Annotated in this window: 23 protein-coding genes; 9 read left to right on the plus strand and 14 right to left on the minus strand. The window is 60.0% G+C overall.

What is annotated here, in order from left to right:
• Positions 1-77 precede the first annotated feature (77 nt).
• The 3 genes from EV281_RS00740 to EV281_RS00750 form a co-directional block, all read right to left on the minus strand.
• The gene (locus EV281_RS00740) at positions 78-908 is read right to left on the minus strand and encodes a polysaccharide deacetylase family protein (RefSeq protein ID WP_132651065.1); all 831 of its coding nucleotides are present in this window, start codon (positions 906-908) and stop codon (positions 78-80) included.
• Positions 909-1,094: 186 nt separating this feature from the next.
• Complete coding sequence (locus tag EV281_RS00745) at positions 1,095-2,975, minus strand: ABC-F family ATP-binding cassette domain-containing protein (protein WP_132651066.1); 1,881 nt, start codon at positions 2,973-2,975, stop codon at positions 1,095-1,097.
• A gap of 94 nt (positions 2,976-3,069) precedes the next feature.
• A complete protein-coding gene (locus EV281_RS00750; protein ID WP_132651067.1) occupies positions 3,070-4,122 on the minus strand; it encodes a GGDEF domain-containing protein in 1,053 nt (350 codons plus the stop codon).
• A gap of 264 nt (positions 4,123-4,386) precedes the next feature.
• Between EV281_RS00750 and EV281_RS00755 the strand changes: the two genes are divergently transcribed.
• A complete protein-coding gene (locus tag EV281_RS00755) occupies positions 4,387-5,076 on the plus strand; it encodes a glutathione S-transferase family protein (protein WP_132651068.1) in 690 nt (229 codons plus the stop codon).
• An 82-nt stretch (positions 5,077-5,158) separates the two neighbouring features.
• Complete coding sequence (ndk, locus tag EV281_RS00760) at positions 5,159-5,581, plus strand: nucleoside-diphosphate kinase (RefSeq protein ID WP_112565949.1); 423 nt, start codon at positions 5,159-5,161, stop codon at positions 5,579-5,581.
• 82 nt (positions 5,582-5,663) lie between these two features.
• Here ndk and EV281_RS00765 read toward each other — a convergent pair whose 3' ends face one another.
• Positions 5,664-6,170: a hypothetical protein gene (locus EV281_RS00765; protein ID WP_132651069.1), complete on the minus strand. Its 507-nt coding sequence runs from the start codon at positions 6,168-6,170 to the stop codon at positions 5,664-5,666.
• Positions 6,167-6,715 (minus strand): CGNR zinc finger domain-containing protein, encoded by a 549-nt coding sequence (locus EV281_RS00770; protein ID WP_132651070.1) that lies wholly within the window; start codon positions 6,713-6,715, stop codon positions 6,167-6,169. The genes EV281_RS00765 and EV281_RS00770 overlap by 4 nt, the downstream gene beginning before the upstream one ends.
• Before the next feature lie 67 nt (positions 6,716-6,782).
• Here EV281_RS00770 and EV281_RS00775 point away from each other — a divergent pair, with 67 nt between their 5' ends.
• Complete coding sequence (locus EV281_RS00775; protein WP_132651071.1) at positions 6,783-7,679, plus strand: branched-chain amino acid ABC transporter permease; 897 nt, start codon at positions 6,783-6,785, stop codon at positions 7,677-7,679.
• Here the strand turns inward: EV281_RS00775 and EV281_RS00780 are convergent, their stop codons facing one another.
• From EV281_RS00780 to EV281_RS00800, 5 genes are all read right to left on the minus strand, one after another.
• Positions 7,680-8,141, minus strand: coding sequence for a molybdenum cofactor biosynthesis protein MoaE (locus tag EV281_RS00780; protein WP_132651072.1), 462 nt, complete (start codon positions 8,139-8,141; stop codon positions 7,680-7,682).
• A 33-nt stretch (positions 8,142-8,174) separates the two neighbouring features.
• Positions 8,175-8,429 (minus strand): molybdopterin converting factor subunit 1, encoded by a 255-nt coding sequence (gene moaD / locus EV281_RS00785; RefSeq protein WP_132651073.1) that lies wholly within the window; start codon positions 8,427-8,429, stop codon positions 8,175-8,177.
• On the minus strand, positions 8,426-9,016 hold the full coding sequence (gene pgsA, locus EV281_RS00790) for a CDP-diacylglycerol--glycerol-3-phosphate 3-phosphatidyltransferase (protein WP_132651074.1): 591 nt from the start codon (positions 9,014-9,016) through the stop codon (positions 8,426-8,428). Before pgsA ends, moaD begins: the two co-directional genes overlap by 4 nt.
• Before the next feature lie 110 nt (positions 9,017-9,126).
• Positions 9,127-11,169 (minus strand): excinuclease ABC subunit UvrC, encoded by a 2,043-nt coding sequence (uvrC, locus tag EV281_RS00795; protein WP_132651075.1) that lies wholly within the window; start codon positions 11,167-11,169, stop codon positions 9,127-9,129.
• Entirely contained in the window at positions 11,166-11,933 is a 768-nt protein-coding gene (locus EV281_RS00800; RefSeq protein ID WP_132651076.1) for an SDR family oxidoreductase, read from the minus strand. The genes uvrC and EV281_RS00800 overlap by 4 nt, the downstream gene beginning before the upstream one ends.
• Positions 11,934-12,295: 362 nt before the next feature.
• Here EV281_RS00800 and EV281_RS00805 point away from each other — a divergent pair, with 362 nt between their 5' ends.
• Positions 12,296-12,928, plus strand: coding sequence for an outer membrane protein (locus tag EV281_RS00805; protein ID WP_132651077.1), 633 nt, complete (start codon positions 12,296-12,298; stop codon positions 12,926-12,928).
• A 72-nt stretch (positions 12,929-13,000) separates the two neighbouring features.
• On the opposite strand, the gene EV281_RS00810 is transcribed toward EV281_RS00805, so the two are convergent.
• Entirely contained in the window at positions 13,001-13,597 is a 597-nt protein-coding gene (locus EV281_RS00810) for a glutathione S-transferase (RefSeq protein WP_132651078.1), read from the minus strand.
• A gap of 57 nt (positions 13,598-13,654) precedes the next feature.
• A complete protein-coding gene (locus EV281_RS00815; RefSeq protein WP_132651079.1) occupies positions 13,655-14,524 on the minus strand; it encodes a 23S rRNA (adenine(2030)-N(6))-methyltransferase RlmJ in 870 nt (289 codons plus the stop codon).
• Between the two features lie 83 nt (positions 14,525-14,607).
• On the opposite strand from EV281_RS00815, the gene EV281_RS00820 reads away from it, so the two are divergent.
• The 3 genes from EV281_RS00820 to EV281_RS00830 all read left to right on the plus strand — a co-directional run bounded on the left by EV281_RS00820 (position 14,608) and on the right by EV281_RS00830 (position 18,638).
• Positions 14,608-16,743: a molybdopterin oxidoreductase family protein gene (locus EV281_RS00820; protein ID WP_132651080.1), complete on the plus strand. Its 2,136-nt coding sequence runs from the start codon at positions 14,608-14,610 to the stop codon at positions 16,741-16,743.
• Positions 16,740-17,333, plus strand: a complete 594-nt coding sequence (locus EV281_RS00825) for an NUDIX domain-containing protein (protein ID WP_132651081.1) — start codon at positions 16,740-16,742, stop codon at positions 17,331-17,333. The genes EV281_RS00820 and EV281_RS00825 overlap by 4 nt, the downstream gene beginning before the upstream one ends.
• Positions 17,334-17,468: 135 nt before the next feature.
• Positions 17,469-18,638, plus strand: coding sequence for an alpha-D-ribose 1-methylphosphonate 5-triphosphate diphosphatase (locus tag EV281_RS00830; RefSeq protein ID WP_132651082.1), 1,170 nt, complete (start codon positions 17,469-17,471; stop codon positions 18,636-18,638).
• A gap of 18 nt (positions 18,639-18,656) precedes the next feature.
• Here the strand turns inward: EV281_RS00830 and purN are convergent, their stop codons facing one another.
• Entirely contained in the window at positions 18,657-19,322 is a 666-nt protein-coding gene (purN, locus tag EV281_RS00835; protein ID WP_132651083.1) for a phosphoribosylglycinamide formyltransferase, read from the minus strand.
• Positions 19,319-20,392 (minus strand): phosphoribosylformylglycinamidine cyclo-ligase, encoded by a 1,074-nt coding sequence (purM, locus tag EV281_RS00840; RefSeq protein ID WP_132651084.1) that lies wholly within the window; start codon positions 20,390-20,392, stop codon positions 19,319-19,321. The genes purN and purM overlap by 4 nt, the downstream gene beginning before the upstream one ends.
• 224 nt (positions 20,393-20,616) lie before the next feature.
• Here purM and EV281_RS00845 point away from each other — a divergent pair, with 224 nt between their 5' ends.
• On the plus strand, positions 20,617-21,741 hold the full coding sequence (locus tag EV281_RS00845; protein ID WP_132651085.1) for an AI-2E family transporter: 1,125 nt from the start codon (positions 20,617-20,619) through the stop codon (positions 21,739-21,741).
• Positions 21,734-22,447: a DnaA regulatory inactivator HdaA gene (hdaA, locus tag EV281_RS00850; protein WP_132651086.1), complete on the plus strand. Its 714-nt coding sequence runs from the start codon at positions 21,734-21,736 to the stop codon at positions 22,445-22,447. Before EV281_RS00845 ends, hdaA begins: the two co-directional genes overlap by 8 nt.
• Positions 22,448-22,477: the final 30 nt, after the last annotated feature.

Raw genomic sequence — 22,477 nt, forward strand, 5'->3', positions numbered from 1 at the left:
CGTTCGGTGTTTGCTAAAAGTATGACTTATTGGCGCGCCGTTTTATCAGAAAGCGATCCGCGGGCAAGCCACCCTGGTCAGAGCGAAGCCATTTCCATCGGTGCGGAGCTCTTTTTGAACTTCAGCGTCACTATCTTGTAGCCTTCTGCTTCGAGTTTCGAAAGCAGCGTCGGCAACATCGTTGCAGTGCGCTTGTGAATGTCGTGCATCAGGATGATGCCGCGGCCGCGCTTGTGCAGCAGGTCCATCGTCCGTTTGGCGACGGCGACCGGTGTCGTGTTGAAATAATCTTTGCTATCGATGTCCACATCCATGACGACCATGTCGCGCATCGCGATGGCAGATCGAAGCTTGTGGCTTTCGGCGAGATAGGGGAAGCGGAAAAAATTCACATCCTCGCCTGTTGCTTTGGTCACGGCCAGCTGGCCCTTGACGACTTCCTTCATCGCGGCATCGAAGCCGAGTGTCGCGAGATCGGCGTGCCGGTAGGTATGGCTGCCGATCGCGTTGCCATCCTCGGCTACCTTGCGGGCGAGCTCCGGATGCAGTTCGGCCATTTGGCCGACCATCATGAAGGCACCCTTGACGCCGAACTTGTCGAGAATCGCCAGAACCTTGTCGGTACGTCCGGGGATCGGGCCGTCGTCGAAGCTTAGAATTACTTCCTTGTCGTGCAGCTTCAGCTCGGAGAGCGAGGAAACTTCAAGTGTGCGGCCGGCCAGGTGATGCCAGCTGTCATATTGGGGGACGCCTGCCTCTTCCTCGTCCTTTTTGGCGGGGCTTTTGCCCTCAGGCGCAATGACGGAAGACGTTTTAATCGTCTTGTCCGGCTCTTGCTGCTTGGTGGTGGCGCAACCGGCAAGGGCAACGGTCAGCGCAATGCTGGATAAGGCAATGAGACGATACATGAAAGGGCTCAACAAATCAGCGAGGAAAGTTGAGACAACCTTTCTGATTATGGTTAATGATCGGTTGAGAACGGGTTGAGCCGTGCCGTTCCGCGGCACTTCGCCGCGCACCAAGAAGGGTGGATCCTAGACATGAAAAGCCCGGTCTGTGGGACGTCCGGCCTTCGGAAGTCTGGCTAACATCCTTCAGCTCGCCATCGCTTCCTCATATTCCGAGGACAGTTCCAGCCATTGCTCTTCGGCGGCGGCGAGCTTGGCGGCAGCCTCCCCGCGCTGTTTGGCCTTTTCGGCTGCCTTGGCGGGCGCTTTTTCATAGAGCGAAGGGTCGGCAAGCTCCATATCAAGTGCCTGAATCAATTTCTCCAGCTTGCCCGTCAAGGATTCGATTTCGTTGATCTTTTTCTTGAGCGGGGCGAGCGAGGCACGCTTGTCGGCATTGAGCTTGCGCTGATCGGCTTTCGAGGTTTGGTCTTCGGCCTGCTTCGGCTCTTCCTTCTTCTTGCCGGAGGCGACGATCAGGTCGCGATACTCATCCATGTCGCCTTCAAAACTTGTCACCGTGCCGTTGTTGACAAGCCAGAGACGGTCGACGGTCGCTTCGATCAGATGCCGGTCGTGTGAGATCAGGATGACCGCACCATTATAGTCGTTCAGCGCCTCGATAAGCGCCCGGCGGCTGTCGATATCGAGGTGGTTGGTCGGCTCGTCGAGGATCAGCAGGTTCGGTGCATGAAAGGCGGCAAGTCCCATCAGCAGACGCGCCTTCTCGCCACCGGAGAGGTCTTTCGCAGCTGTCGCCATCTTCTCGGTTGCTAGGCCCATCTGCGCCACGCGGGCGCGCACCCTGGCTTCGGGCTCAGTCGGCATCAGCCGGCGCACATGCTCGACCGGTGTTTCGTTCGGCACGAGATCGTCGAGCTGATGCTGCGCGAAGAAACCGATCTTCAGGCCCGGTGCGAGACGCACCTCGCCGCTCTCGGGCGCCAGTCGCCCCGAGATGAATTTGGCGAAGGTCGACTTACCGTTCCCGTTGGAACCGAGCAGCGCGATGCGATCGTCATTGTCGATGCGCAGATTGAGTCCTTTCAGGATCGGCCTGCCGGGCTCATATCCGACAGCGCCACCGCTGATCGCGACGATCGGCGAGGCCGGCTGCTTCTCGGGCTCCGGGAAAGTGATCGGCTGAACATGGTCCTCGATCACGGCCGCGACCGTGCCCATGCGTTCCAGCGCCTTGACGCGGGATTGGGCCTGTTTTGCCTTGGACGCTTTGGCCTTGAAACGGTCGATGAAGCTCTGCAGATGTTTGCGCGCTGCCTCGTTTTTGGCCTTGGCCTTCATCTGCAGCTCGTCGGCTTCTGCCTTTTGCCGCTCGAACTGGTCGTAATTGCCGCGGTAGAAGGTGAGCTTCTTCTGATCGAGATGCACGATGGAATTGACCGCGTTGTTGAGGAGGTCGCGGTCGTGGCTGATGATGATGACCGTATGCGGATAGCGGCGGATGTAATCCTCCAGCCACATCGTGCCTTCAAGGTCGAGATAGTTGGTCGGTTCATCGAGCAGCAGCAGGTCCGGCTCGGTAAAGAGGACGGAGGCGAGCGCCACGCGCATGCGCCAGCCGCCCGAAAACGAGGAGGCAGGCCGCGCCTGCGCTTCCTGATCGAAGCCGAGGCCCGAGAGAATGCTGGCGGCACGCGCTTCTGCCGAATGAGCGTCGATGTCGACAAGGCGCATCTGGATTTCGGCGATCCGGTGCGGATCGGTTGCCGTCTCCGCCTCGGCAAGCAGCGCCGCGCGCTCCTTGTCGGCCGAAAGCACGATCGTGATCAGTGAATCCTCGGTTCCTGGCGCTTCCTGTTTCACCTGGCCCATGCGCGCGTTCTTGGGAATCGATATCGTCCCGCTTTCAGCTCCCAGATCGCCTGTTATGACGCGGAACAGTGTGGACTTGCCGGCGCCGTTGCGCCCTACGAGCCCGGCCTTCGTGCCTGCAGGCAGAGAGACGCTGGCATGGTCGAGGAGCAGGCGGCCGGCGATGCGGGCAGAAATATCTGAAATCGTGATCATGCGCGCGGTTTTGGCCGAAAGCCGCCGCTAAGGCAAGATGGGTCCGCCGTCCCCTCGGCCGCTGGTTGCCATCAAGCGACTTCTGACAAGCGCGTCAGCGCCCGAAGGCCTGCACCGGCTGGCGCGGATTTGTCTGGGCGGCAAGCAGCGCCACGCGGGCGTTGGCCTGAAGCTGGCCGGGCGTTGCGGCATCGCCGCTCAACGCCACGCCGACCGAGATCGTCAAACCGCTCGCATCTGAAGTGTCCGACGCCGCGAACACAAGATTGTCCTCGACCGAACTACGCAGCCGCTCGGCGATCGCTAGTGCATCCTGCATGCGGACGTTGGCGAAGAGGAAGGCGAACTCATCGGCTTCTGTCCGTGCGATGAAATCGCTCTTCTTCACCATCTTGCGGAAGAGGCTGGCGAGCTTCTTCAGAAGCTTGTTGCCGGTCTGCATGCCGTAACGGATATTCAGCGCCTTGAAATCGTCGATATCGACCACGATCAGCGCGCTGCCGGCCGCGCCTTCTTCCTGACCATAGAGGTCGCTGAGCGCACGGTTGAGGCCGAGGCGGTTCGGCAGGCCGGTGATCTTGTCGGTGATGGCCGCAGCCTGCACCGCCGAAATGCCGCGCTCCAGCGCCGTCAGCCGCTCGATATCCTCTTCCAGCCTCGTGCCGATCGTCCGCTCCGCTGCGAGAACGGCTGAAAGGGAAGCGGAGAGATATTCGACCTCGGCAATGAAGTCGGCAAGGCTCTGCTGGTCCTGTTGGTCTGAGACGGATTTGAGGATGGCCTCGCAGGCGCGTGCGAATGCCTGGTGATGCAGGCGACCTTCGGCGAGTCGTTCTGCTGTCTCCTTGAGCATGCGGCTCGCTTCGTTGCGCGAGCGGTCATCGGCGAGCCCGTAGTGGCCAATGAGCCGGTAGCGCAGGCCGATCTCGTCCAGAGCCTCCTGACGCGGATGCGGGCCGAGGGCAGCGATATCCTGCGCCAGCCCGGCACTCAGGCCGATCAGTGCCTCATGGAACAGTTCATAGTTGCGCGGCAGGCCCGCCACGTTCAGCCGCATCATGTGCTGAACAACTTTCCGCACGTCGGCTGCCGGCGCTGGCCGGATCGCCCCACGCCCATTCAATGCATTTGCAACGGCAGTCGACATGATAATCCCCTCATTGCCATTGGTTCCCTTGGGCCATCGCCTCTTCTGCTTCCGCTATGCAGGCAAGCTTTTAAGAGACATTGAATTTTCAAGGTTAGTAGGGCGGGAAGCAGCAAAACAGGTTAATGCGCCCTTGCTAGTCCCCGATCAGGAATGGCCCTATCCGTTTCAGCAGCGGCCGTGATGGCGCCATGAAAATTCCTGATTTGATCGCGCCGGTTTTCTGGCATGGAATGAACCCGCTGCGATCTCGAAAGGACTGATATGACCAGAGCTCTCTATTCACTGTGCGGCGCCGACGAGCGTCACTTCTTCTCGCCGCATTGCTGGAAGGCAGTGATGGCGCTTGCCCACAAGGGCCTCGATTTCGAGGAGGTGCCGACGACCTACAGCCGTATCGCCGCAATCGGCGGTGGTTTTTCCAAGACCGTGCCGGTCTTGGATGACAATGGCCGGCTGGTATCGGACAGTTTCGACATCGCCCTTTATCTGGAAGAGGCCTATCCCGACCGTCCGTCGCTCTTCAAGGGTGAGGGCGGCAAGGCCCTGTCGCGGATGATCGAGGGATATTCTCAGATGATCATTCATCCGGCAATCATGCGGATCGCCCTTCTCGATATCCATTCGATCCTCGATGAGGGCGATAAGGCCTATTTCAGGACCAGCCGTGAGGAGCGCCTGGGCAAGTCGCTGGAGGAATTCGCCGCCGGACGCGACGCGGAGAGGGAAGCCTTCGCCGCCAAGCTCGAGCCGCTGCGCCATGTGCTGAAGTTTCAGCCTTTCATCGGCGGGCAGAGCCCGCTCTTTGCCGACTACATCCTCTTCGGCGCGCTGCAATGGCTGCGCGTCGCTGCCGGCCTCGCCATGCTGGCCCCGGATGACCCCGTGATCGCCTGGTTCGAACGCTGCCTCGATCTCCATGAAAGCCGGGGCCGGACTGTGACAGCGGCGTGAAATTGCCGGAGACCCCTTGTTTTCAGGCGGTGAGGCGGGTAAAGACCGCCCACTTTTCCCTTATGAGTATGAGGACCTGACAATGGCGATTGAACGCACCTTCTCAATGATCAAGCCGGACGCAACGAAGCGCAACCTGACTGGCGCTATCACCAAGATGCTCGAAGATGCCGGCCTGCGCGTCGTCGCCTCCAAGCGCGTCTGGATGAGCAAGCGCGAAGCAGAAGGCTTCTACGCCGTTCACAAGGACCGTCCGTTCTTCGGCGAACTCGTCGAAGGCATGACCTCCGGCCCGACCGTCGTTCAGGTCCTGGAAGGCGAAGGCGCCATCCTGAAGAACCGCGAGATCATGGGCGCAACCAACCCGGCAAATGCTGCGGAAGGCACGATCCGCAAGGTTCATGCTCTCTCGATCGGCGAAAACTCGGTTCACGGCTCTGACGCTCCGGAAACGGCTGCCCAGGAAATCAAGTATTGGTTCTCCGACACCGAAATCGTCGGCTAATTCAGCCCAAGAGCATTCCACGCGAATGCATTGAATCGACTCATGAAAGCCGGGTTCGTCCCGGCTTTTTTGTTTTGCGGATTCAAGCTGGACACTTGTCAGTATTAGAAAAATCCGTCGTCCCATCCGGTTTGAAAACCTCCGGGTTCTTCTCGTATCCCGCGCCGACCACCAGCGGCTTGCTCGGGAGTACCGTCTGATCGAGATCGGATTTGAACTGTGTCTTCAATTCCTGCAGCAGCTTGCCATCCTTGTCGACAAGCTTGACTGTGACGGCATAGGGCCGGTCCTTGACCACGCAGTGCAGGTTTTCGCTTTGGACCGAAATCTTGTCGTCGATGGGAAAGACTTTCTGGTTCAGCACCAGCGGCGCACCACCCTGCGGGTTTTCGAACTCGACGACGATGGTGGATCCGTCGGGAATGGGCGCTGTCTTTTTCATCGTCAGCAAGTAGGTGGCACTGGCGTTTCGATAGTTGAAGACGAAGAGATGGCCCGTCACTTCCAACATGCTTTCGGCCTGACGCTGGCAGGCGGAAAGCAAAAGTCCCGCTGCCGCAAAAGCCGTGATGATTGAGCTCCGCTTCATGGCGTCTCCTCCTTCTTTTTTCTCCGGTAATGCCTGATAGCCTTGGCGCGGTTGCCGCAGACGGCCATGTCGCACCAGGCCCGGCTCTTGTTCTTGCTGCGGTCGATGAACAGCCAGCCGCAATTGCCGCAGATCTTCATCCGTTCCGGATCCGGCATGGCGATCAGCCGCAGAACCGAATGGGCGGTTGCCGCATCGAGCCCCTTTTTCGCTGCCCCGCGCAACGTCCGCGCCAGCGTCTCCAGCAGTTCGGCCAGCAGCCGATCGTCGCTCCCCGCGAGCACGCGCTGCCGGAAGTAGCGGTCCGTGGCTTCGCGCAGTTCGATGAAGTTCGCTCTATTCTGCGCTCCAACAGGCGCTATGTCGCCGAAAAGCGCCCGTTCGGCGCAGAATTCTTGCGCCGCCGCAGGAAAGCGCTCCAACTGCCCTTCGGCCTCGAAGCGGTCGATACGGCGCGCCGTATCATGACGCAGGATGACGCTGTTGGCGACATCGAGCGCCAGCGCGCCGCCGGAAAAACGGTGGGGGGTCCAGGAAAAGCTCATAAGAAAAATATAACTGGTAAAACGTGTTTTGCCAGTTATTATTTTAAACCGATCCGGAGTTTCGGGAATGGCCTATCTTCTGCAGCAACTGGCGAATGCGGTGCCGCTCGCGGCGCTCTACGCCACGCTTGCCTTCGGCTATTCACTTGCCTTCGGCGTGACGAAGAGGGCCGACATCACCTATGGGGCAATAATCGCCTTTGCCGGCCAAATCCTGCTGCTCTTCACGGACATGGCCTATAACCGGCTGTGGCTGGTGCTGCCGGCGGCAATATCGATCGGCATCTGCGCCTCGCTAATCTATTCGGTGGGAGCAGGGGTCTGGATCGGCCGCTCGATCATGCAGCCGCTCGCCAGCAAATCGCCGAACACGGTCATGGTCGCGGCACTCGGCATGATGATCGTGCTGATGGAAACGGCGCGTCTGGCCGCCAATACCCGCGCCATCTGGCTGCCGCCACTTTTGAACGACACCGTCACGTTCTGGAGCGACGGCGTCTTTCGCGTGACGCTTACCTATATCCAGCTTCTCGACACGATCCTGATGTGCGCAATCATCGCGATCGGCGCCATAGTCTTGAAATGCACCGCCTGGGGGCGTCTGTGGCGCGCCGTTATCGACGATCCGCTTGCCGCAGAACTCTGCGGCACCAGTGCCAGCCGTGTCTTTCTGGTCTCCTATGCGGCAGCCGCGCTCGTCGCCACTTGCTGCGGCATTCTCGCGACCTTCTACTACGGATCGATGGATTTCGGCGCCGGGCTGATGTTCGGCCTCAAGGTGCTGATGATCGCAGCCGTCGGCGGTTATTCCGATCCGTTGCGCTCTGCAGGCGGCGCTGCCGGCCTGGCGCTCGTCGAAACACTCTGGGGCGCCTACGGCTCCTTCATTTGGCGCGATCTCGCCATCTTCTCGCTGCTGGTCCTTCTGCTGGTGATGAGCCGCCGCGAACGCGTCACGCTGTGATTATTTCCAGCGATCGCGCGCACTGTCGTCGGCATCCTTTGCGGCGATCCAATCGCCGGCATGCCCACTCTTGTGATGCTCCTTCTTCCAGAAGGGGGCGGATGTTTTGAGGAAATCCATAACGAAGTTCGCGCCGTCGAAGGCCGCCTGCCGGTGCGGCGCAGCGGCGACGACCAGCACGATATTCTCACCGACGGCGATCTTCCCAAAGCGATGGATAGCGGTCAGGCCGCTAAGCGCGAAACGAGCGATGGCGAGCTCGCCAATGCGCTTCATCTCCGCTTCGGCCATGCCTGGATAATGTTCGAGTTCCAGCGCCGAGAGCGTGCCGCCTTCATCGCGGCAGAGCCCGGAGAATGTAACGACGGCGCCGACGCCGGGCTTGCCTTTGGAAAGCCGGTCGACTTCCGCCTGCAGGTCGAAATCCTCGCGCTGGACGCGGATGGTAGGGGTAATGGTCACAGCAGGCTCCTCAGCCCGGCGGTACTGCCGTTCTCAACCACCCGTCATCGGCGGAAAAATACCGATCTCTTTCGCCCCGGCGATAGGCTCGTCATGTTCCACATGCTCCTGATCGATCGCGACCCGGATCACATCGGGATATTGAAGAGCCATCTCATATTCTTCGCCCAGGCCCTTCAAATGATTCAGAAGATCGGCAACGTTGACAACGGAGGAGGGGAGTTCGATCTCCTCCTCGCCCTTTCCGATGCGTTCGCGCACCCAGGCGAAATAGACAAGCCGTGTCATTCTTCGTTATCCACCACGTGTTTCAGACCGGCGCGGAAATAATCATAGCCAGTATAGATCGTCAGGATTGCGGCGATCCAGAGAAGCGCAATCCCGGTCCAGGTTGTAAAGGGGAAAATCGCGTCGCCGGCCGGACCGGCGAGCAGGAAGGCGATGGCCACGAGCTGCAGCGTCGTCTTCCACTTGGCAATGCGTGTCACCGGCACGCTGACCTTCAGTCCCGCCAGATATTCACGCAGGCCCGACACCAGAATTTCGCGGCAGAGGATGATGATTGCCGCCCAGAGCGACCAGCCGGCGATCGTGCCGTCGGCTGCGACCAGCAGCAGGATGGCGGAAACCAGGAGCTTATCGGCGATCGGATCCAGCATACGGCCGATATTCGATGTCTGGTTCCAGATGCGCGCGAGATAGCCGTCCAGAAAATCGGTGATCGAGGCGATGATGAAGATCCAGAGCGCCACCCAACGCGCCGTATCGCTGCTGTTCAGGCGTCCTTCGATGAAGAAGCAGACGACGATCAGCGGCACTGCCAGGATGCGACCGTAAGTCAGGAGATTGGGGATGTTATACGCGCGCGATGCCATGAAGCGGTTCTCTTTGATAATGCGGCGGTAGATGACGGCTTTGCCCTTCGACCGTCAACATTCTTTCTGTTTTTTCGCCGCCTTTGCGCGGAATTTGCGACCGTCACCGACTATTTCGCGGCGTCGTCGTGAAAGTGATTATAGACCTGCTTTGCGACAGTCTCGGAAATGCCTTCTACCGCCATGAGGTCGGAAAGGGCAGCGCGAGACACAGCCTTCGCCGTGCCGAAATGTTGTAGCAGCGCCCGCTTACGGGATGGACCGATGCCGCCGATCTCGTCGAGCGGGTTCTTGACCATCTCCTTCTTGCGCCGTGCCCGGTGGGAGCCGATGGCGAAACGGTGCGCCTCGTCGCGCATGCGCTGGATGAAATAGAGAACCGGATCGCGCGGCGGCAGCGTAAAGCTTCCCTTGCCCGGCGCGAAGAAACGCTCGCGGCCGGCCTCACGGTCCACGCCTTTGGCGACGCCTATGGCGATCACGCTGTCGGTAATGCCGAGCTCTTCCAGAATGGCGCGCACGGCAGTCATCTGTCCCTGACCGCCGTCGATGAGGATCACATCGGGCCAGGCGGGGAAGGGCATGTCGGCCGCGTCAGCGGCAGAAATCTGCGTGCTGCGATCCGGGATGCCTTCTTCCTTCAGCAGGCGGGAAAAGCGCCGCGTCATCACCTCGCGCATCATGCCGAAGTCGTCGCCCGGCGTGATCTCGGTCGATTTGATGTTGAACTTACGGTACTGGCTCTTCACGAAGCCTTCGGGCCCAGCGACGACCATGCCACCGACCGCATTTGTGCCCATGATATGCGAGTTGTCGTAGATCTCGACACGCTGCGGCACGTAGGGCAGGCCGAAAGTCTCCTTGAAACCTTCCAGTAGCCGTGATTGCGATGCCGTCTCGGCAAGCTTGCGGCCATGCGCCTCGCGGGCATTGGCGATGACATGCTCGACGAGGTCGCGCTTTTCGCCACGCTGCGGAATGAGGATCGAGACCTTGTGCCCGGCCTTTTCGCTTAAGGCAGCAGCCAGCAGCTCCAGTTCCTCGACCGTCTCCGACAGCATGATCTGCCGCGGCACCGGTTTATCGTCATAGAACTGAGCGAGGAACGCGCTCAGCACCTCGGCGGCTGATAGCTGTGGATCGGCCTTCGGGAAATAGGCGCGGTTGCCCCAGTTCTGCCCGGTGCGGAAGAAGAAGACCTGGATACAGGAAATCCCGCCTTCGTGATAGATGGCGAAAACGTCAGCCTCTTCGACACCGGCCGGATTGATGCCCTGATGGCTCTGCACATGAGAGAGCGCGGCAAGACGGTCGCGATAGATGGCGGCGCGCTCGAAATCGAGGTCCTCGGCGGCAGCATTCATCGCTTCCGCCATATGTTCCTTCACCTTCTGGCTCTTGCCGGACAGGAAATCCTTGGCTTCCCGCACGAGTTCCGCATAGCCCTCGTCGCTGACCTCATGGGTGCAGGGACCCGAACAGCGCTTGATCTGGTAGAGCAGGCAGGGCCGGGTGCGCGTCTCGAAGACGCTGTCGGTGCAGGTTCGGATCAGAAAGGCGCGCTGCAGCGAATTGATCGTGCGGCCGACGGCGCCGGCTGACGCGAAAGGTCCGAAGTAGTCGCCCTTGCGGGCGCGGGCGCCGCGATGTTTGAAGATAGCAGGCGCGCGGTGATCGCCTGTTATCAGAATATAGGGAAACGACTTGTCGTCGCGCAGCAGCACGTTAAAGCGCGGCCGCAGGCGCTTGATCAGATTCGCTTCCAGCAGCAGCGCCTCGGTCTCCGTCCGCGTCGTGACGAATTCCATATTGGCAGTCTGGCGCACCATCTGGGCGATGCGGTTGGAATGCACGCGGCCGACAGCATAATTGCTGACGCGCTTCTTCAGGCTGCGGGCTTTGCCGACATAAAGCACGTCGCCCGCCTCGTTGAACATTCGGTAGACGCCGGGACTGTTCGGCAGGCGCTTGACGAATTCAGCGATCAGATCGGCGCCGACAAGGCCCGTTTCATTGACACCGCCTTCATTCCAGTCGATCGCAGCCGATATCGGCGAGGCGGCCGCATCGCCTTCCACCTCGATGATATCGTCGTCATTTTCATCGGTCTCGTCGTAAAGAACGCCGCCATCAGGCAGCTTCCTGGCATTCATTCCTTGATCTCCAGCACATCAGGCGTCTGCCACGCGAGATGCTGGCCGCCGTCGAGTGCAATCATCTGACCCGTGATCGAAGGAGTCTCGAACAGAAAACGAATCGTTCGGCCAAATTCCTTGAGCTCAGGCCCACGCTTCAAGATAAGGGCTGCGACCTGTGCTTGGAAGTCTTCCTGTAGTTGCCGTTCACTCGGCACTGAGGGGCCAGGCCCGATCGCGTTGACGCGAATACGCGGCGCCAGGGCCTGCGCCATGGTCTGCGTCGCCGTCCACAATGCCGATTTCGACAGTGTATAGGAATAGAAACTCGGCCGCAGTGCCCAAACACGCTGGTCGACAATATTGACGATTAGCCCCTCGGACGTCTCCGGCAGCTGTTCTGCGAATTTGGCGGCAAGGATCGATGGCGCCCGAACATGGATGGCGAAATGCTGGTCCCACACTTGCGCATCGAATTTGGGGAGCGAATCCTCGAGAAAAATCGACGCGTTGTTGACGAGTAGATCGATGGGTCCAAGCGCCTCGCATGCCTTTTCGACAAGCCCGCTCGCCTCGTCGATTTTGGCAAGATCAGCCTTGATCGCAGCCGCACGATGGCCCGCTTGCCGCAATTCCGCCACAAAGTCTCCGGCCTCAGCCATCGCGCCATTGGCATGGATTGCGACCGAAAATCCATTGGCAACAAGGTCTTCGGCGATTGCCCGGCCTATTCTTTTGGCGGAACCGGTTACAAGTGCCGCGCGAAGTCTTTTCTGGGTCAAGATCCTGCCTTCTGGTCCTTCGAGTCTGCTTCTGCCTATATAAGGGCGGGACCTGATTATATAAATAGCTGAAAGCGGTGCGTACGCGATGTCGATATTCTATGTATTATTTGGCGAAACGTTTTATTAAAAACGTGTAATTTCAGTTTAACGGAACGTTATCCTTAATAAACGGTATGTTGCAACCAAGCAACATCGAATTTCTGCCTCCGCTCAGCCACAATGATATCACAATTTGGCTCTTTCAAATCCGCATTTGCATTCCAATTTCACTCTCGATCCGGAAGGGACATTTAGTAATCCCCCGTGAATGCTTCGCCGAGTTTGAGTTGACGAGCGCGCGGGACTGAAAGGAGATAAGTATGCGTATACTCTTTGCTGGCCTCATGGCTTCCGCTCTCGCCGTTGGTGGCTTCTCGGTCGCGCAGGCAGCTGATGCCGTGGACCAGGTCCCGCAGGCGCCGGTCGCTGAGGAAACCCCGGCTCCGGTCAACAACTGGCAGGGCTTCTATCTCGGCGGCGCCGCCACCTATAACATGGGTAGCTTCGGTCACGACCGCGACACCTATGATTGGGGTGGCCAGCTCTTCACCGGCTACAATTTTCAGCAGGGCCAGATCGTTTACGGCGCTGAAGCCGATCTCGGTTATGGCGATGCTGACGTCACTGAAGGCGGCATCAAGAACAAGACCGGCTGGAACGGCTCTGTCCGCGGCCGCGTCGGTTACGACCTGAACCCCTTCCTGCTCTACGGTACCGCAGGTCTGGCGCTCGCCGACACCAAGGTTTCCGACGGCACGTCTTCCGACAGCAAGACCGCCTACGGTTACACGGTTGGCGCCGGTGTCGAAGCCTTTGTGACCAACAACATCACGACGCGCCTCGAATACCGCTACACGGACTACCAGAGCAAGGACTACAACCTCGACTCCGGCAGCGTTTCGCGCGGCTTCGACGAAAACAGCGTCAAGGTGGGTATCGGCGTCAAGTTCTGATACGGATTGCATCCAGCACAAAAAGCCGGGCCTCGTGCCCGGCTTTTTTGTCTTTGTTGATCGCGGGATTTTTCAGGCCTGGGGTTTCAGCTGATCGTAGCCGTCGAACGCCTTGTCGAATTCCTTGAGCCAGCTGATGAGCTCGGCGTGTTCCTCTTCCCACTGACCCTTGAAGCGCAGGTCGAGGTAGCCGATTGTTGCGGCCAGAGCGAAGTGCCCGCCATGCAGCTTTTTGCGGAGCTTCGGCGCATTGGCTGCCAGGTAATTCAATGCGGTCTCTACCTTCTTCCACTGCCGGTCGATCCAGGGTTGATGCACCTTCTCTTCGTCGCGAAAGCGGCGCTCGTAGACAATCGCCAGCAGACAGTCGCAGACACCGTCGCAAAGCGCCTCCAGCACTTCGGCATCTGTGCGCTTGCCCTTCTTGGAGGGATAAAGCGCGCCCTTCGTCAGCCGGTCGAAATAATGCATGATCGCGACACTGTCGAAAACGGAAGTGCCGTTATCCGTCAGTAGCGTCGGGATTTTGCCGAGCGGATTGTTGTCCACAAGGATCGCCGGGCCCGCATTCGTATCGACCCGGATTTCCGTAATCTCGAGGGCGAGATGGCGGGCGGCCATACGCACCTTGCTGGAGAAAGGCGAGGTCGGGGAGCAGAGAAGCTTCATGGGGCACCTTTTGAATTACGGATGACGCTGGACTATTCCCCGTCGTCCGAGATTCGGTCAATCGCTCTTGGTGGCCTTCGTCTCGCCGCGCAACCAGAAGGCACGTTGCGAGGCGAAACGATCCTGCGCCAGATGGTCTTTCAGAGCCGGCAGCAGCTGATGCAACTCGTCTTTCAGTGTGAAGGGCGGGTTTACGATGATGAGGCCGGAGCCTGTCAGTCCCGTCGTCTCGCGGTCACTACGCACGGCAAGCTCGGCGCAGAGCATCTTCGGTATCTCCGCCGCCTGCAGGGCATCATGGAATTCCTTGATCGGCGCGCCCTTCTTCAGCGGATACCAGAGGCAATAAGTGCCGCCGGGAAAACGCCGGTAGGCCTTGGCAAGGCCATCCACCAGCCGCTCGTATTCGCCGTCCTCCTCGAACGGCGGATCGACGAGCACGATACCGCGCTTTTCCTTCGGTGGCAGATGCGCGCCGAGCGCCAGCCAGCCATCGAGCTCGGTGATGCGCGCATGATGATCGCCCTCGAAGAGCCGATGCAGCCGGGCAAAATCCTCTGGATGCAGCTCCATCGCCGAAAGCCGGTCCTGCGGGCGAAACAGCATACGGGCAAGCTTCGGCGAGCCGGGATAGAAGCGCAGGCCACCCTGCGGGTTCAGTTCCCGGATCACGGAGAGATAGGGCTCCAGCAGTTCGGAAACCTGCGGCCCGAGATCGGCTTCGAGCAGTTTGCCGATTCCGCCCTGCCATTCGCCGGTCTTCTGCGCTTCCTCGGAGGAAAGATCGTAAAGGCCGATGCCGGCATGCGTGTCGAGCACGCGGAATGCGGCGTCCTTCTTCTGCATGTAGCGGATGAGCCGCGCCAGCACCGCATGCTTCAGGACATCGGCAAAATTGCCTGCATGATAGATGTGGCGATAGTTCATTTTCGCTGATGCCTGTTATGAATTCGGATGACAGGGAGTTTTTGTGCCTTTTGGCCGCCTGAGCCTTGGCATATAGAAATCGCATGAACATTGCGACCCCCATCCACGCCAAATCCAGGATCGGTCATACGGCCTGTCCGCACGACTGTCCCTCCACCTGTGCGCTGGAGGTGGATATTACGGAAGACGGCCGTATCGGCCGTGTCCGCGGCGCCAACGGCCATTCCTATACGTCGGGCGTCATCTGCGCCAAGGTCGCTCGTTATGCCGAGCGCCTCTATCATCCTGACCGTCTCATGCATCCCTTGCGCCGCACCGGCGCCAAGGGGGCAGGGCAATGGCAGCAGATTTCCTGGGATGATGCGCTGGACGAGATCGCCGAAGCCTTCGTGAAGGCCGAGGCCAGGGACGGCAGCGAAGCCATCTGGCCCTATTTTTACGCCGGCACCATGGGCTGGGTACAGCGTGATTCGATCGAGCGCCTGCGCCACGCCAAGCGCTATTCCGGCTTCTTTTCCTCGATCTGCACCAATCCAGCCTGGACCGGTTTCACTATGGCGACCGGTATGCTGCGCGGTCCGGACCCGCGCGAGATGGCGCGTACCGATTGCGTCGTCATCTGGGGCACGAACGCGGTGGCCACGCAGGTCAACGTCATGACCCACGCGATCAAATCGCGCAAGGAGCGCGGCGCCAAAATCGTCGTCATCGACATCTACGGCAATCCGACGATGAAGCAGGCCGACATGGCCTTGATCGTCAAGCCCGGCACCGATGCAGCACTCGCCTGCGCCGCCATGCATATCGCCTTCCGCGACGGTTATGCAGATCATGCTTACATGGCGAAATATGCCGACGATCCCTCGGGTCTCGAAGCGCATCTGAAGGCAAAGACGCCGGAATGGGCGGCCGCGATCACAGGCCTTTCGGTCGAAGAGATCGAAGCTTTCGGCAAGCTCGTCGGCACGACGAAAAAAACCTTCTTCCGCCTCGGCTACGGCTTCACCCGCCAGCGCAACGGCGCTGTCGCCATGCATGCGGCCGCCTCGGTCGCCACCGTGCTCGGCTCCTGGCAATATGAAGGCGGCGGCGCCTTCCACTCCAACAGCGATATCTTCCGCATGAACAATGCGGAGCTGACCGGCAAGTCGATGAAGGATGCGGCCATCCGTATGATCGACCAGTCGCAGATCGGCCGGGCGCTGACGGGCGATGCCGTGGCCCTTCGCCACCGCGGCCCGATCACGGCCATGCTCATCCAGAACACCAATCCGGTGAACATCGCGCCCGAACAGCGGCTGGTGAAACGCGGCTTTGCTCGTGACGATCTCTTCGTCGCTGTCCACGAGCAGTTCATGACCGAGACGGCCGAAATGGCCGATATCGTTATCCCTGCCACCATGTTCGTCGAGCATGACGACATCTATCGAGCCGGCGGGCAGAACCACATTCTGCTTGGACCCAAGCTCGTCGAGCCGCCGCCGACCGTGCGCACCAACCTCTTCGTCATCGAGGAACTGGCAAAACGCCTTGGCGTCGCCGATCGCCCCGGCTTCGGTTTCACGGCCTGCGAAATGATCGACCGCGTATTGGCGGCGAGCAACCTGCCGGATTACGATTATTTCCTCGAACACAAGTGGTTCGACCGACAGCCGGCCTTCGAGGAAGCGCATTATCTCAACGGCTTTGCTCATCCCGACGGCAAGTTTCATTTCCGGCCGGATTGGGTGGACGGCGCTGCCCCGAACAAACCGCCGGCGTCGGTCGGCGCGCTCGGCCCCTATGCCGAGCTGCCGCCGTTCCCGGATCAGGTCGACGTCATTGAAGTCGCTGATTCCGAGCATCCTTTCCGCCTGGCGACCTCGCCGGCGCGCAACTTCCTGAATTCGAGCTTCTCGGAAACCAAGACCTCGCGCCAGAAGGAAGGCCGCCCGGAAGTGATGATCAATCCCGTCGATGCGGAGACCAATGGCATCGGCAACGGGGATCTCGTCCGCATCGGCAATATGCGCGGCGAGCTGCGCATCCATGCCCGTATCACGACCGAGGTAAAGCCCGGCGTGCTGATTGCCGAAGGTCTTTGGCCCAACAAGGCGCATGTCGATGGCGAAGGCATCAACATTCTCACTGGCGCCGATCCCGTGGCGCCCTATGGCGGCGCCGCCGTTCATGACAACAAGGTCTGGCTTCGCAAGGATGCCGCCAAGGAAGCCCTATGACGCAATCGAAAGCAAACGTGAAGATTGTCGGCAAGGAAACCCTGTCCGACGGATGGACGAAGCTGGTCGGCTATGAGCTCGACTTTACCGACCGGGAGGGCGAGACGCACCGCCTGTCGCGCGAGGTCTACCACCGCACGCCGGCCGCCTGCATCCTGCTCTATGATCCGAAGCGCGACGTCGTCGTGCTGGTGAAGCAGTTCCGCCTGCCGGTCTATCTGAACGGCGACCCCGCCTGGATGATCGAAGTTCCGGCTGGCCTGCTCGACGGCGACGAACCCGAAGCCGCCATCCGTCGCGAGGCGATGGAGGAGACCGGCTACATGATTCGCGATGTCCGCTTCCTCTTCAGATCCTACACCGCGCCGGGCTCCATCACCGAGATCGTGCATTTCTTTGCAGCGGCAATCGATACCGCCGACCGCACATCCGATGGCGGCGGTCTGGAGCACGAGCACGAGGATATAGAGGTGCTGGAAATCCAGCTGCCGCAGGCTCTCGCGATGATCGAAAAGGGAGAAATCATCGATCTCAAGACGATCATGCTGGTGCAATGGGCGGTAGCGAACAAAAGCCTGCTTGGCACCTAAAAGTCCGACCTTGCAACGTCATGGCCGAGATAGATTCGCCTCGGCTGAATTTCTTGGAATTCTTCATGCAATTGTCACGAAGCGAGACTAAGCGCTGCCCCTTAACAATCATCAGATGCGGTCAGGAGAAAGCCCATGTGGCTCGGTAATTTCACCCTCGTTTTGCCCAACGAGGTGGTGAATGAAGGTTCTGTGCGGATTGAAGACGGCTTGATCGCCGAAATCAGGCCGGAGCCGGTTGCCAACGCCGTTATCGATGGCGGAGGGCGTCTGCTGATGCCGGGTTTCGTCGATCTGCATGGAGATATGATCGAACGGGAAATCGCCCCGCGCCCGAACGCCCATATGCCGATCGACTTCGGCATCCACGAACTCGACAAGAAGCTTGCCGCTGCTGGCGTCACGACAGCTTTTGCCGCCGTCTCCTTCGCGACGGAAAGTGTCTACGGCCATGTCCGTTCGCTGGAGACGACCTCAGCGGTCATCGAGGGCATCAACACGCTGCGCGACAATCTGCTGATCGATCATCGCGTCCATGCCCGCTACGAAATCACCAATACCGGCGCAGCCCCGGCGCTGGAGCGCCTGCTGGAAGCCGGCCATATCAATATGGTCTCGCTGACGGACCACACGCCGGGGCAGGGCCAGTATAACGACATCAAGAGCTATATCCTGAGCATTTCCGAACGCCGCGCCGTATCGGAGGAAATGGCTGCAGAGATCGTCGCCCAGCGTATTGCCATGCGCGACAATCCCGAGATCGAGGCCAAGCTGAAGGATATCGTGGCGCTCGCCAAGAAGCATGGCCTGTCGCTCGCCTCGCACGATGATGACAGTGTCGAGAAGGTCGCCGAAATGTTCGATCTCGGCGTCACCATCAGCGAGTTCCCGGTCACGCTGCCGGCTGCCGAAGAAGCTCGCCGCCGCGGCCTTTGGACCCTGATGGGCGCGCCGAATGCGCTGCGGGGCAAATCCATGTCCGGCAATCTGAGCGCGCTCGATGCCGCTAAGGCCGGCCTGCTGACGGTGATTGCTGCCGATTACCATCCGGCTGCATTCGTACCCGGCATCTTCAAGCTGGCGGAAATGGTCGAAGGCGGTCTTCCCGCTGCCGTCGCCATGGCCACGTCGAATGCCGCCCGTTCAGCTGGCCTGATGGACCGCGGCGAGATCGAAATCGGCCAGCGTGCCGATCTCGTTGTCATCGAGCCGGGCGATGTCCATCGCATCCGCGCCACTTTCCGCGGCGGCCAGTTCGTCTATAGCGATGGTACGCTGCATCCACTTCAGGCTCTTGCGGCCTGAAGTCAGAACATTTCTGCTTTAGCCGCCGATCAGCGAAATAAGCTGCGATTTGGGGGCGGTGGCGGAAGCTGTCGTTCCGACGGCCTTCCGGCCTTCCATCTTCACCTTGCCTTCGGCAAAGAGCTTGAGCGCCTGCGGATAAAGCTGATGTTCGACGGTCAGTATGCGTCCTGCCAGCACCTCGGCGGTGTCGCCCGCAAGTATAGGCACGGCGGCCTGGCCGATGACTGGGCCTTCATCCATGCCTTCGGTGACGAAATGCACGGTGCAGCCGGCAATCCGCATGCCGGCGTCGATCGCCCGCTGATGCGTATGCAGCCCCGGAAAGAGCGGCAGCAGGGAAGGGTGGATATTGATGATCCGGCCTTCGTGGCGCTGGATGAAGGCGCCTGACAGGAGGCGCATATAGCCGGCGAGGCAGATAATATCCGGCGAAAGCTCATCGAGCGCGGCAAGGATTGCCGCCTCGTGCTCGTCCTTGTTCGCATAATCCTTGCGCACGAAGGCGAAGGTCGGGATACCCTCGGCAGCCGCCTTGGCAAGCCCGCCCGCATCCGCCTTGTCAGAGATCACGCCGACGATCTCGGCCGGATAATCGGCCGATTTTGCCGCCTGCACCAACGCCATCATGTTGGAGCCGCTGCCGGAAATGAAGACGACGGTGCGTTTGCGCGGCGAATTCATAGGGCGAGCGTGCCCTTGTAGATCGTGCCGGCTTCGCCTTCGGCGCGGGCGACCATGCGGCCGAGCGTGACGACTGTCTCGCCTTCTGCTTCGAGCACCTTGGAGACGGCGGCGGCATTTTCTTGCGCGACCACAACGATCATTCCGATGCCGCAGTTGAAGGTGCGCAGCATCTCCTTCGCCTCGACGCCGCCTGTCTTGGCAAGCCACGAGAAGACCGGCGACACATTGACGGCGGCAAGATCGATCTCGGCGGCAAGATGCTTCGGCAGCACGCGTGGAATATTTTCCGGGAAACCGCCGCCGGTGATGTGGGCGAGCGCCTTCAGCGCACCGGTCTCGCGGATCGCCTTCAGGAGCGGCTTCACATAGATGCGGGTCGGCATCAGCAGCGCCTCACCAAGCTTCTTGCCTTCGGCAAAAGGGGCCGGCGCATCCCAGCCGAGGCCGGAAAGCGCAACGATCTTGCGCACCAGCGAAAAACCGTTGGAGTGAACGCCAGAGGAGGAAAGGCCAAGGATGACGTCACCCTCGGCAATATCGCCAGACGGCAGCAGCTTGCCGCGCTCGGCAGCACCCACTGCGAAGCCGGCGAGGTCATAATCGCCGGAAGAATACATGCCCGGCATTTCAGCCGTTTCTCCGCCGATCAGAGCGCAGCCTGCCTCGCGGCAGCCGGCAGCGATACCGCCGACAATGGCAGCACCCTGATCCGGATCGAGCTTACCGGTCGCGAAATAGTCGAGGAAGAAGAGCGGCTCAGCGCCCTGCACGACCAGATCGTTAACGCACATGGCAACGAGGTCGATGCCGACTGTGTCGTGATAATCAGCGTCGATGGCGATCTTCAGCTTGGTGCCGACGCCGTCATTGGCCGCAACGAGAACCGGATCGGTGAAGCCCGCAGCCTTGAGGTCGAAGAGGCCGCCAAAGCCGCCGATCTCGCCGTCCGCGCCCGGGCGGCGCGTCGAACGCACGGCTGGCTTGATCTTCTCCACCATCAGGTTGCCGGCATCGATGTCGACGCCTGCATCGCTATAGGTCAGGCCGTTTTTTCCAGACTGGCTCATGATGATCTCCGGAGGATTTGAAGCTGCGGATAAAAGACCGCGTCACATGCCGGTCGCAATTGCATGAGAGTGCGCTTTATGCAAGCGTTGCAAGGGAAAAGCCCCCATTTTCCAGCTAATCCCCGTACGCTTTCCGGATTTGGTGCAACAGGGTTGACCATCTTTGCGCCTCCATCCTATGTGCTGGATGCGCACGGGCAGGGCGTGCGGTCAGCGGGGAAGCGATGCCACAACAGGTCAGCGGAACGATACTGAAGCGCCAGGTCATCTTCTGGGTGGCGGTTCTGCTCATCTTCATCGCCTTCCTCTATATTTTCAGCTCGATCCTGCTGCCGTTCATCGCCGGCATGTCAATCGCCTATTTTCTCGATCCCATAGCGGACAGACTGGAGCGCCTCGGCTTGAGCCGGCTGATGGCGACCATCGTGATTCTGGTTGCCTTCGTCATCGTCTTTGCGCTGGCGCTGGTGATCTTGATCCCGGTTCTCATCAACCAGTTCAACGATTTTGCCCAGCGCGTGCCGGGTTATATCAGCCAGCTTCAGGAATTCATCGCCCATTACCAGGATTCTGTGCTGCCCGGCTGGATCAAGAGCCAACTCGGGACCATCAAGAACAATTTCTCGACCATTCTGTCGGAAGGGATGGGCTTCCTGACCGGGCTCTTCTCGCAGATCTGGAACTCCGGCAAGGCGATCGTCGACGTCATCTCGCTGCTCATCGTCACACCAGTCGTCGCCTTCTATATCCTGCTTGATTGGGACCGCATGGTTGCCAAGGTCGATGAGTGGGTGCCGCGCAATTACGTGAAAGACGTTCGTCAGATCGCCACAGAAATGGATCAGGCGATTGCCGGCTTCATCCGCGGGCAGGGTTCGCTCTGCCTTATCCTCGGCATTTATTACGCGGCGGGTCTCTCGATCGTCGGCCTGAACTTCGGCCTGCTCATCGGCCTCTTCTCTGGCATGATCAGCTTCATCCCCTATGTCGGCTCGTTGGTTGGACTCGTCCTTGCCGTCGGCGTGGCGATCGTCCAATTCTGGCCCGACTATATCTGGATCGTCGCCGTTCTCGCGGTCTTCTTTTCCGGCCAGTTCCTGGAAGGCAACATCCTGCAGCCGAAGCTCGTCGGCTCCAGCGTCGGGCTGCACCCCGTATGGCTGATGTTTGCGCTCTTTGCCTTCGGTGCGCTGTTCGGTTTCGTCGGTCTGCTGGTTGCCGTACCCGCCGCCGCGGCCGTCGGCGTCCTTGTCCGCTTCGCGCTTTCGCGCTACCTTCAAAGCGATCTCTACTATGGCAGGTCGCCGGGCGGCCGTGCCGGGAAGACGAAATCTGTTTCCGATGAATGACGTGAAGAACGCTGATCCGAAGCGCAAGGCCGGAGAACAGCTTCCCCTGGCCTTTTCGCATGACGCCGCAACCGGCCGCGACGATCTCCTGATCTCGGAGCGCCTCGCTGCCGCGGTTTCGATCGTCGATGCCTGGCCGAATTGGCCGTCGCCGGTCGTCATTCTTGCCGGTCCCGTCGGCTCCGGCAAGTCGCATCTCGCCGGCATCTGGAAGGATTTGAGCGGGGCGGAAATCATCCATCCCACAGATGGCTCCGATGCCGCAGTCGTGGCCGCGAGTGGTCCCGTGCTTTTCGAGGATGTCGATCGTGTGGGCTTCGACGACGTAAAGCTCTTCCACGTCATCAACAGCGTGCGGGAAAACGGCACCAGCCTGCTGATGACGAGCCGTCTCTGGCCGATGTCCTGGCCGGTCATGCTGCCTGATCTGCGCTCGCGCCTGAAGGCTGCAACGGTTGTCGAGATCGGTGAGCCGGACGAAGAATTGCTGTCACAGGTCATCGTCAAGCTCTTTGCCGACCGCCAGCTTTATATAGATGACAAACTCGTCCTTTATATCGTCAACCGCATGGAGCGCTCGCTCAACGCCGCCCAAACGATTGTCGAAAGGCTTGATAGGCTTGCGCTTTCCAGAGGCACGGGGATCACTCGTTCGCTTGCCGCCGAAGTATTGAATGAGTTGGGCAATTCCGGCTCGAGCGATTGACTGTCACAGTTCCGTCGTGAAACTGATATA

Origin of the sequence: Rhizobium sp. BK418 (assembly GCF_004341105.1) — a bacterium.
Lineage (GTDB): Bacteria > Pseudomonadota > Alphaproteobacteria > Rhizobiales > Rhizobiaceae > Rhizobium.